8 protein-coding genes, 1 tRNA gene, 1 pseudogene and 1 other annotated feature are annotated in these 11,514 nt (G+C 38.8%); of the genes and pseudogenes, 6 read left to right on the top strand and 4 right to left on the bottom strand.

All coding sequences use genetic code 11. The features are described from left to right. Nucleotides 1-86: 86 nt before the first annotated feature. A pseudogene (locus tag AC5JPO_RS06110) lies at nt 87-608 on the bottom strand (site-specific integrase); the annotation flags it as partial. A gap of 47 nt (nt 609-655) precedes the next feature. On the opposite strand from AC5JPO_RS06110, the gene AC5JPO_RS06105 reads away from it, so the two are divergent. Continuing rightward, a protein-coding gene (locus tag AC5JPO_RS06105) for an IS3 family transposase (protein WP_493853537.1) occupies nt 656-1,875 on the top strand; the annotation gives its coding sequence in 2 pieces (ribosomal slippage) (nt 656-932 and nt 932-1,875; 1,221 coding nt in all). Next, nucleotides 931-1,047: a sequence feature (AL1L pseudoknot), on the top strand. (Overlaps the previous gene by 117 nt.) Before the next feature lie 36 nt (nt 1,876-1,911). Here AC5JPO_RS06105 and AC5JPO_RS06100 read toward each other — a convergent pair. Next, the gene (locus tag AC5JPO_RS06100) at nt 1,912-2,574 is read right to left on the bottom strand and encodes an Arm DNA-binding domain-containing protein (protein ID WP_493853536.1); all 663 of its coding nucleotides are present in this window, start codon (nt 2,572-2,574) and stop codon (nt 1,912-1,914) included. 2 nt (nt 2,575-2,576) lie between these two features. Beyond that, nucleotides 2,577-2,792: a hypothetical protein gene (locus AC5JPO_RS06095; RefSeq protein ID WP_021813684.1), complete on the bottom strand. Its 216-nt coding sequence runs from the start codon at nt 2,790-2,792 to the stop codon at nt 2,577-2,579. A gap of 124 nt (nt 2,793-2,916) precedes the next feature. On the opposite strand from AC5JPO_RS06095, the gene AC5JPO_RS06090 reads away from it, so the two are divergent. From AC5JPO_RS06090 to AC5JPO_RS06080, 3 genes are all read left to right on the top strand, one after another. After that, entirely contained in the window at nt 2,917-3,138 is a 222-nt protein-coding gene (locus AC5JPO_RS06090; RefSeq protein WP_225735171.1) for a helix-turn-helix domain-containing protein, read from the top strand. A gap of 225 nt (nt 3,139-3,363) precedes the next feature. After that, nucleotides 3,364-3,642, top strand: a complete 279-nt coding sequence (locus AC5JPO_RS06085; protein ID WP_493853535.1) for a hypothetical protein — start codon at nt 3,364-3,366, stop codon at nt 3,640-3,642. 490 nt (nt 3,643-4,132) lie between these two features. Continuing rightward, on the top strand, nt 4,133-8,812 hold the full coding sequence (locus tag AC5JPO_RS06080; RefSeq protein WP_443526830.1) for an NACHT domain-containing protein: 4,680 nt from the start codon (nt 4,133-4,135) through the stop codon (nt 8,810-8,812). Between the two features lie 309 nt (nt 8,813-9,121). On the opposite strand, the gene AC5JPO_RS06075 is transcribed toward AC5JPO_RS06080, so the two are convergent. Continuing rightward, nucleotides 9,122-9,198: transfer RNA gene (locus tag AC5JPO_RS06075), tRNA-Arg, on the bottom strand. A gap of 352 nt (nt 9,199-9,550) precedes the next feature. Between AC5JPO_RS06075 and AC5JPO_RS06070 the strand changes: the two genes are divergently transcribed. Further along, nucleotides 9,551-10,231: a c-type cytochrome gene (locus AC5JPO_RS06070; RefSeq protein ID WP_319051739.1), complete on the top strand. Its 681-nt coding sequence runs from the start codon at nt 9,551-9,553 to the stop codon at nt 10,229-10,231. A gap of 311 nt (nt 10,232-10,542) precedes the next feature. Then, entirely contained in the window at nt 10,543-11,505 is a 963-nt protein-coding gene (locus AC5JPO_RS06065) for an ABC transporter ATP-binding protein (protein WP_319051738.1), read from the top strand. The last annotated feature ends 9 nt before the right edge of the window (nt 11,506-11,514 follow it).

Genomic DNA, 11,514 nt, shown 5'->3' with positions numbered 1-11,514 from the left:
CTGTAGCTTCATTAATGTAAAGCATCCAGCATTAAAATCGAAAAAAGACATCTATTTGGATGTCTTTTTGTTAAACATAGGTATTTTCATGGATTTTGTATTATACCTCGCTCTATCAGTAGCTTATCTAAAGCACTCCCATCCTGACGAGTTAGATTGGGCACATAACGTGAATACACTGTGAATAACATTGTAGTGCTGCTATGACCCATTTGCGCAGCAATCCACTCAGGAGACTCGCCTGCAGCAAGCCAAAGAGTGGCAGCCGTATGTCTACTTTGATAGGGATTACGTATATCAAGCTCTAGATATCGCAATAACGGATACCAAACTCTCTTTGTCACATTGCGATGACTCAAAGGAGTACCTGCTTTTGTACTAAAAACAAACTCACTTCGATGTTTAGTCAAGCTCTGCTGCTCAATCAATGCATCGTAAACCAGTTGATTCATGTGGATAATACGATTAGAGCTGGAAGTTTTAGTGTCACCTATAACACCTCCAACAATTGCTTGATCAATAACGATTTGTCTACGTTCAAAGTCAATATTTTTCCACGGTAAACCGTCAATTTCACCTGTCCGCATGCCTGTAAAAAACCGTACTGAACCGCCCCGGGATTGTCGGAGACTCAACATTCTGAGAGAATACGACAATGAAAAGACAAACCTACACTCCTGAGATTAAAGAACGCGCCGTTCGCATGCTGATTGAAGCGTCGAGCGACTATCCTTCTACATGGTCAGCCATTCAAGCCATAGCGTCAAAGATTGGCTGTACGCCTGAGACACTGCGATCCTGGCATAAAAAGCACATAGACCAAACCATTCCCGCCTCAGTGCAGGCTCAAAGTGACAAAGAGCGTATCAAAGAGCTTGAACGCGAATGCAGAGAGCTCAAGCAAGCCAATGAGATTATACGTAAGGCTGCTGCTTTTTTCGCCCAGGCGGAGCTCGACCGTCCACCCAGATAATGGTTCAGTTTATTGATGACTATAGAGGTAGTTATGGGGTCGAGCTGATTTGTAGAGTACTACCGATTGCCCCGTCAACCTATCACCGTGCTAAAGACCTAGAGTGCTGCCCTGAAAGGCGTTCACTGCGCAGTCAGCATGACGACTACTATCTCAGCGAGATTAAACGCATCTGGCAGGACAGCAAATGCCGCTATGGTGCTCGCAAAGTCTGGCGGCAGATGAAGGCAGATGGCATTTATATCGCACGCTGCACCGTCGAGCGTTTAATGAGTCAGCACGGCTTACAAGGTGTCTGGCGCGGTAAGGGTAAGATTACCACCAACAGCCGTGACGACCAAAAGCGTGCTGACGACTTGGTCAATCGTAACTTTAATGCCCATCGTCCTAATCAGCTGTGGGTTGCAGATTTTACTTATATCAAGACATTGAGCGGCTGGGTTTATACCGCTTTTATTATTGATGTATTTGCTCGCGCTATTGTCGGCTGGAAAGTATCGAATCGTATGAACACGGATATGGTAATGGCGGCATTAAATCAAGCGATAACAGATAGAAACAATCCCAAAGATGTCATTCATCACAGTGATCGAGGGGTTCAGTACTTATCTATTCGCTATACCGATAAGATGACGGACTCTGGCGTGATTGCTTCTGTTGGTACAACAGGCGATTCATACGACAATGCATTGGCTGAAACGGTCAATGGGCTTTACAAGTCTGAGGTGATTCATTATTTAAAGCAGAACTGGACTGGTGTGAACGATGTTGAACTGGCAACCCTTGAGTGGGTGGATTGGTTCAACAAGAAGCGTCTACATAGCACGATTGGATATGTGTCACCCTTTGAGTTTGAAAAGCGGTATTATGATAATTTAACCCTGTCAGGCATCGCTGCCTGACTCAAGTAGATCAGCTTCCGATATAGTCGGGGCGGTTCATACTGTGAAATATGGCTTATAGTCTACTCTGACGTTGTCAATGATGAGCATGACTTCCTCTAAGGTAAAAGGACTAACATTACTTTTAGGTACACTTAGTGGCTTTATATTCTTCCAAGGGTTCTCAAAATCAAAACGCTCAGATGCTTCGGTAATCACCATACGTAATGGCGTCATAATGTGGTTGATTCGAGATGCTGATAAAAGTCGTCCACTATTTCCTTCCTTGACTAGATTACCCCGAAAAGCCATTATTTTAGCTTTGTTAATGGTATTTAGTGGCACATTGCCAAAATAGGGAAATAGATAAATCTTAAGTATGTTTTCTACATTAGTTATCTGAGAGCACCGCCATTCCGGTTTTTTTTCCTCTAACCAAACTCTGCTAAAGCAATCAAATCCTGAGCTTGAGTCCTTATGGCTATTCGTTGATCTCATGAGCTCTAAGCTTTGAAACTGCTCAAGCTTTTTACTCTGCGGAAAATAGTTTTCATATCGAAAACTACCTAGTTGAATCTCTGCTTGCATTTTACTAACGAAATTTTCTAGACGCTTTCGATTAGGCTTAGTGTCTGCCAGTAAGGTTTGCTCTCTACAACGTTGGCCTATGTATCGGAAATCTACATATAGGTTGCCATTACGGCTATTGATACTCGCCATGATTACGCTCCCGCTGCAAATGGAATGTTATCGTCGTAGCCTGTCAGCATTAACTCTTCAATCTTTTGCCATATGAAAAGAATTTTTCTACCTCCAAATGGTTTGATGTAATGAACGCCCTCAATGAATACCGCATCCTTAAGTTGATTGCGTATTGTCTTGCTGTCATATTTAATACGTTGTGACAGCTCTTCGGTTGTTAAATAGGTATAACTCATAGTAAAATCCTTACTAAAGATTAAAGTGTTATTATCTAATAGCTTTATGACCTGCTATAGAACATAATTTACACTAAAAATCATCTTTTGCAAGACATTTTTATCTACAGTAGGTTATTTTATTATGGAGGAGGTTATGGTGAAATGTAATTTATCTAGAATTATGGGCGAAAAAAGACTTAAGATTGCCGATGTGTCTAGAGATACAGATGTCAACAGAGGCACAATCACACGTATGTATAACGAAGAAGCGACCAGAGTGGATCTAGAGGTAGTAGAAAAGCTATGCTTATATTTGGATATTGAAGTGGGCGACCTTTATGAGCTAGTTAAGGAAGAAGAATAAACTTTCCTCCTTTTAAAATTCAAGATAGTGCTGCGCTTATCAGTTATTACACCAAATAATACGCAGCAATATAGTTTCTCAAATGAGTTAAATGTTCTATTAAGTAATAAAAAGTTCTATAGAAGGTTATTTTGAGTTGCATCAGCTCAAAATATATGTATAATTCAATCTGTAGGGAGTCATTACGACTAACAGAAAGAAATATTAATCTACAGGAGATTATACATGAACACCTTTATTAAATCGCCGCATGCTTCAATCTGGTTAAGCGCCGAAGCGATATCGCTATCTACCAAGCTTATGGTAAATCTGCAAATACAACAGGGCTCGCAGTTAGCAAGAATGCTAGGGGTTAACCCCCTTTTCTACAATGATGAAGCGGTTAGGATATGGGTCCAACGTGAGCTCAATGAGGGGTTAGTGCTAAATCATTATGCATTAACGAATCTTGAAACCAAATTTTTGGTCATTATGAATCATTACGAGATTCCTTATTCGTTGTGATTACTATCAACTATTTGGTTTGGAGATAACCATGAGCTTAAAACTTATTTTTAGCGCCAATGCAGATCAGTCCGACATACAACTATGTGAAGACTATTGGGCATACGGGCATGATGGATGGTATGTAGAGCATATAGAAATGCTCTGTAGACAGTATAGTGTTGATTATCATGTTTTGTTTGGTGTATTAGCAGAGTGTCAGGCTTACTTAGATGATGTGCACTGTGAGTACTGTGGACGGCCGTATCAACTTGATGTACCAGCGGATATACCTTATATCAGAAAACGATCATCTTGGTTCTGCGAATCATGTATTAGCTTTGCTGGTGGTCAGCTTACAATGGGCAGGTAACAATTTGAAATGTACTTGATAACCAGATTGCTAATGCTCTCTGGTTTTTTTGATTAAGGATTTCTATATTTATCTTCTCTAAACATTCTTTCATGCTACTATTTTCAGTATACTGATATTAGTGAAGGTAGTTCAGCTATGGCATTAGAAGGTGGTGGGTTTGCAGATAAATTCGGTAATAGCTACGAAGAATTTTGGGTTGCTGAGCAATTATTAAGACTAGTTGAGGAAGAGATAACCTCCGTAACTGTAGAGCCATTAGGTGAAGATGAAACAGGCGTAGATTTGATTGTTGAAAAATCAAACGGATCTAGAGAGTTTCATCAATGTAAATCTAGTCACAATAATTCGGATGTATGGACCTTATCATCACTAGAGATTTCGGGTGTATTGATAAAAGCCTTTAATCAAATACAGAGAACAGATTGTACCTTTAAAGTCGTATCTCCATTATCATTCACTCAGCTATCCCAACTAAGTTTGAGCGCTAAAAATACAACATCTAATCCTCAAGATTTTATTGAACTTCAGGTTGACCAGAGCGGTAAACGTCGAAAGTTATTTGAAGATTTGTGTCATAAGTTAGGTTTAAACATTAATGTAGAGATTGATATTGCAAAAGCTATTCAGTTTTTGAAAAATTTTGAGGTTATTGCTTTTCCTGCTAACTCTGAATCTCAACGTAATATTATTGGAAAAATCGATAAGAATTTTAGTAGTAACTCTAATAACATAGTTGACTACTTAAAAAATTATCCCACTGATAACAATTTACGCTCATCAATTACATCGTTTCAGCTCCTCGAAAGTATGAAAGGCCAAGGTTTTAACCAAAGAATTTATGAAAACGACACAAGATTATTCCCTATTATAGAGCGTGTTAATCAGGCTTTTCGAGATTCAATTACACCCTTTTTAATTGAAGGTAGTTTAATTGAGCGTTCTGAAATGGCAAATTGTATTGACTCAATAGATAACTATCCAATTACCTTGATTAAAGCAGAAGCGGGTATGGGTAAAAGTGCTTTTCTATTGCAGTTGTGCGATGAGATGCAAAAGAAGGGTCATATATGTCTACCAATACGATTAGATCGAAACCGTCCTAAAAAAAATGCAGATGCTTTTGGAGATGATTTAGGTTTTAGCCATTCACCTGTATTTAGCTTAAATAAGTTTGCAGGCGCTAAAAAAGCTATTATTATTTTGGATCAATTAGACGCCATACGTTGGACAGCTAGTCACTCAAGCAGTGCTTTACAAGTCTGTCAACAAATTGCGTATCAAGTGATTCAACTAAGGAAAGATAACTATGATATTAGTCTAGTTTTAGCTTGTAGAGACTTTGATTTAAACGAAGATATTCAATTACAAAGTTGGATTTCAAGTCTAAATAATAAAGTAGCGCATATAACAATAAAAGAGCTATCTGTTGTAGAAGTTAAAAAATTACTTTCACCATACGAAAATTATGACTCGTTATCACCTGTCAAGCAGACTATTTTGAAAATTCCAATATGGTTAAGTTTTTACATACAGCTTATAAAGAATGATCAGGGCAGCCTCAATTTTAACAGCAAAAGCGACCTTATAAGTTTGTATTGGGTTGATAGATTGAAGCAACTAAACAATGCTATAAATGATTTAAGTTCGGCTAACACCATTATTGATGACTTTATAGAAAAAGCAAGCCGAGAGATGCAGTTTTCTATATCAATTAACGCTTTATGCAGTCACAATCCCAATGTTCTTGAGGCAATAATATCTGTCGGTATTTTTAATAAGACAGGTAATCAGGTTAGCTTTCAGCATCAAGCACTATTCGATTACCACTTGGGAAAACGCCTTTTTGATATTGCTCGACAGTCAAGCGACGACTTTCTTAAAGAAATTGGCTCTAAGTCTGAACAAACACTAATACGAAGAGAGCATATCAAATATGCCTTAAAACTATTATCACAATCCAGACAATCAGTGTTTTGCGAAAATATTTCAGCATTGTTTGATAGCTCCGAAATTCGTTTCCATATCAAGTACTTAGCTATAAATATGGTTGGCGAGATCAAAGTTATTAAAACGCCTATGCGTAATTTGATTACAAGTCTTATAAATAATGAAGAGTTAAGTCAGCCTTTTATTGACCATGCTTGTTTTGGACATTCACAACTAGTTACGGTGCTTTCAGAAAAAAATATAATTTCCAGATGGCTGAATGGATCTGACTCGGAAATTGGTTTGGCTATTCGATTGTTAAGCTCTATAGCTGACAAAGCACCTGATATTGTTTTAAAAGAAATTGAGCCATTTATCGGTATATCTGAGGAGTGGAATAATAGATGCTATTCTGCTTTGAGCTGGAACATTCAAAATGATTCAGAAAAGATGTTTGAAGTACGCAAAAAGCTTTTACAACTAGGTTGTGCAGTCAATTACATTGATTGGAATGAGTTAGCAAAAAGCTATCCGAGAAAGGCGATTGATTTAATACAGTTAATTTTAGAAGGTTATAAAGAAGAATTAACAGACTCGAGTCTGGATATAAAGGAGTCTGAAGAGTCGGTTAAGCATCTACACCGAAAGGTATGGAGAGAAGGTCAAATCGAAGACTTAGAAAGTATCTCAGAAGCTCTGCCTTACGATGTTCTTAAAGAGTTAATGCTTCAGGTCTTCGAAATAATTAATAGCTCAATTAATGAAAGCTCTTATACAAGAATATGGCTCTACAGCGCAAGACATTCATTTAATGAACATAGAGATTCTTTAGTAAGAGGTGTATTAGGTATTTTTTTCGAAGCAGGTAAACAGTATACAGATAAACCAGATGAGCTATTCAATTTACTGACGTTATATTTAACGAATAAGCATCCAGTTGTAGAGCACATTATTGCAAATCTGTTGCTCAATCTACCCATTGGGTATTCTGATCAAATTATTAAATGGCTCCTAGATAATCCGACTACTAGGTTAGCTTGTGGGAATGATTATGAAGAGCCGAGATGGGTACTGGCTGGAAAATTGATTGATAAATTTTCACCATATTGTGAGGACGAGATTTTTAATTGCCTTGAAATTGTAATATCAGGTATCGGGCTTAGTAAAGATCTCGAGAGTATAGAGTATGCGTTGGAGATGAGAAGAAAATTTGGAAACTTTTGGACAAGTTATTGGGGAGAAGCTCAATATTTCTTACTTAATAAACTTGATGATAATCGTATCAGCAAAAAATCCATAGACTTATATAATGTTTTACAAAGAAGATTTAAAGGTTGTAGCGATACTTATTTTTATTCATATGATTCTTCATATGGTGGTGCAGTTGTTTCACCTATACCACAAGCGAATAAATTATCTGATAGAGCATGGACAAAGCTTATACTCACAAACGAAGAACGTTTCAGTACTTGGAAGATGAAACCTTTAGATAGGGGGAATATTACAGAATCCAGTATACGCGCATTTTCTAATAGTCTAAGTACAGCTGTAAAAAATGAGCCTGAGAGGTTCGCAAAACTATCATTAACACTGCCAAAAAATATCAATGAGAAGTTTATTGAGAATATTTACTATGGACTGGCAGATAACAATTCATCTAATTTAGCGGAAGATTTTAAAGAAAGCTGGCAACCTTGCCTATTAGACCTTCGTTACAAAGTTATTAGACATTTTGAAGGTTTTGATGAGAGTCAAGCACTGACAAGATTATTAACAGATACTCCAAAGATTATAGACCATCCTGATATGCTAGATAAGCTTATTGATATTGCTCTTCACTCATCCAATCCGAACAATAACAAGCTCAATGTATATGACCCTCAAGAGGGAGAAGGTGCTGAGCACACTACTGCTGAGAGTCTAATGCAAAATTCTATAAACTGTTATAGAGGGATTGCATACGGTGGTATTGCCAAAATATTTTGGGATAATGAAGAGTATGCACGGGATAATCTGAGTTTGATTGACTCTGCTATAAATGATCCTCATCCAGCTGTAAAAATAGTAGCAGTCAGATTATTGACTCCTTTCTTAAATTACGACATAAATTATGCATTGCAAAGGTTTCTAGATTTATGTAAATCTGACTTAAGAATGAGCTGTGCTTATGAATCTTATAATTTTTTTAATTCAGCTTTCATAGATAAATTTAAAGATCAGTATATAGATTTAGTTAGACTTATGCTTACTTCTGAGTACGAAGAGGTTCGTAGGCAGGCTGGCACACAAATTTTCGCCCGTTACTTCTTTAACGATTTATTTGCAAAAGAAATATTCTCTGTTTTAATGGCTGATGAGTCAGTTAAGCTAGGTGTTGCTCAAGTTTTAGTTCAACTTCTGACCACGGATGATTATGCAGAACAAGAACATAAACTAGTTGAAGTATATAGGTCCTTACTTAACGATGATTCACAGAAAGTAAGAGGAAATTTGCTATCTTGTATTCGAGAAAAGAATTTTTGGAATAAAGGTATTACTGAAGAACTAGTTGATATATATATGAACTCTCAAGTAGTGAACAAAAAGCTATACCATTTATTTTACGCTTTAGAAAACCATGTTTTATGTTTAAGTGATTTTAAAAGTATGTTATTACAGTTATTTATTGAAATAGCTACAGCCAGTCTATCTGATGAAACTAAACAAATTGTTTACAGTGAAATGGATAAATTAACCAAAATATTGCAGAGAATATATGATGAAGCGGTCGATGATGAGGATGATGTTACTCTGAGTCTATGCTTAGATGTTTGGGATAATTTATTAAAGTCAGATAGCTATGAGGTGAAGCGAGCAACTAGGTATATTGAAAATGGGTTGCTAAGTTAGCGATTAACTACCTCGACAATGGAGTCGATAACCATCACCGACCTTCAACAACCTTGGTCACAAAATGGTCACCGTTTGGTCACCGTTTGGTCACCGAGCAGGTGGTCACCAATTTTTAAAGGGTAGAGTGCATGCCCACAAACTTATCGCGATTATGTTATTAAAGAGTAGACTGCTTCTTAAGGGTTGATGAAGACACAATAGCTAGGCTTTATAGATAAAGGTTTTAAAGGAAATTATAGACACAAAAAAACCTCAAACAATATAATGTTTGAGGCGAAACTTGAATAAAACTTAAGCTATAAATAATGGTGCGCTCGGCGGGAATCGAACCCACGACCCTCGGCTTCGGAGACCGATACTCTATCCAACTGAGCTACGAGCGCATATGATAACGGTATGCCAGAGTGTCACGCTTAGATCAGCATGATAACCAGCATAAAGTGCCTGTAAATAAAGACCGCTTAGTCTAACAAATAAAATGCATAAAGCCAATGAATGACAGCTGTGATTGAGGTTTTTTGAGAAAAAACAGTCAAGTCATTAAACAAGCATGGCAATTTACCTGCCTTTTCCCTTATAATGTTGGGGAGAATTCATATTTATAATCACCGATTACAAGTGCGCTGGCACGCGGGATGGCTGTCTGCTATTGAGGACTTAGAGGTCATCAAAGGAGGACAGACAGAATGTCCGAGCCGTCTCAGCCCTTGTATACGTAATAAGAGAACGTGACGAATGAGAAAAGTAGTTATGTTATCGGCAGCTGCCATTCTAGGAATCGCTAGTATCGCGGTGAGCCAAGCTGAAGATATTGTAGACACCCCTGTATCTGTGTCTGATGTAGCAGAAGGACAAGATGCTGTAGAAGAGGCGCCGCAAACGTTAGGTGGTGAGCCTATAGCTGCTGCAGATACCACAGATGGCGCTGCGACTACGGACGAAGCTGCACTAGCAGACGGCGCAGAGACGGCAGCAGCAGATGGCGAAGAAACAGCCGCTGTAGCACCTGCCGCTGACGAAGAGCCGATCCCGCAAGATACGCCACAAGTCCAAAAACTGATCGCGCTGTACCCGAATCTAATTGCTCGTATTCAGCCTGTTGCCAATGTCTGTTTTGAAGATGATGAAGTTTGTGATGTAACAGCACGTGCTGCTGGTCCATCAGCGGGTGATGGTCCTCGTGATGGTAAAGCTGTCTATAACGCGGTATGTCAGACTTGTCACACAGCAGGTTTGCTGGGCTCACCTATCTTTGGTGATGCTGGTGCGTGGGGACCACGTATAGCAAAGGGTAAAGAAACCTTATACACTCATGCTATCAACGGTTTTAATGCGATGCCTGCCAAAGGTGGCGCGGACATTCCTGACGAAGAAGTCCAAAACGCTGTAGATTATATGGTTGCAGAAGCCAGCTAATTCTTATTAACTATCTCTCAAAGCTTTTAGGATAGTTATCTATAAAGCGCCTATTTCAGCAATGAGGTAGGCGCTTTTTCATGATGAGTATTATTAATACGGTACTTCGAATATAAAGCAGTTGAAATTCATCATTGGTAGCCTCATTTTATGAGATTGTACCGTCTCTTCTAGGTAGTAGAGTGTGTTGAACATTCTCATACTCTTGCGTTTCTATATGGCTTTTGCCTATATGACAGTCGAATGTTCAACACAGCCTATTATTCTAAAATGGCACTTTATATACACCGATAACAAATAAAGAGGTCTTCATGTCTGATGTACCAGCACTTTCTATCCAAGGCTTATCCAAGACCTACGATAACGGCTTTTCGGCTCTAAAAGGGGTCGATTTAATGGTACCACAAGGTGGGTTTTTTGCGCTGCTCGGCCCAAATGGTGCAGGTAAATCTACGATGATCGGTATTATCAGCTCACTGTTCAAGCCAACCACAGGCAGTGTGCATATCTTTGGGACAGATCTACTAGAAAACCCTTCGATTGCTAAGCAATACCTTGGCGTGGTACCGCAAGAATTTAATTTTAATATGTTCGAAAAAGTCGAAGATATCTTGATTACTCAAGCGGGTTACTTCGGTATTCCTGCCAAAGAAGCCAAACCACGGGCGAAAAGGCTACTTACCGCACTTGGGCTGTGGGATAAGCGCGACAGTAAATCACGTGAGCTGTCCGGCGGTATGAAGCGCCGTCTGATGATCGCACGAGCATTGATTCATAAACCAAAGCTATTGATTCTTGATGAGCCAACGGCGGGTGTTGATATCGAGCTGCGCCGCTCTATGTGGGAGTTTATGCAGCAGATTAACATCGAAGAAAACACCACGATTATTTTGACGACTCATTATCTCGAGGAAGCCGAGCAGCTATGTAAACGCATTGCTATCTTGGATCATGGTGAGATTCGTATCAATACAGAAATGAAAGACTTGTTGGCACAGCTGTCAGTAGAGACGTTTGTTTTTGATTTGGATACGCCGCTCACTGAGCAGTTGGCTTTGACTGGGGTGACAGATATATTACAACCGGATGAGCAAACACTAGAAGTCACATTGACAGAAGGCGAGTCATTGAATGGCGTTTTTGATCAGTTGTCTGATAAAGGCATCAAGGTAGGAAGCATGCGTAATAAAGCCAACCGATTAGAAGAGTTGTTTATGCGCTTGGTAGACAAAAATATTGAAAGTGCAGACAGCATGAAGGAGGCGGGATTATGAGTCAGGAAT

This window comes from Psychrobacter sp. H25, assembly GCF_059076335.1.
This window is presented reverse-complemented; position numbering and strand designations above follow the sequence as displayed.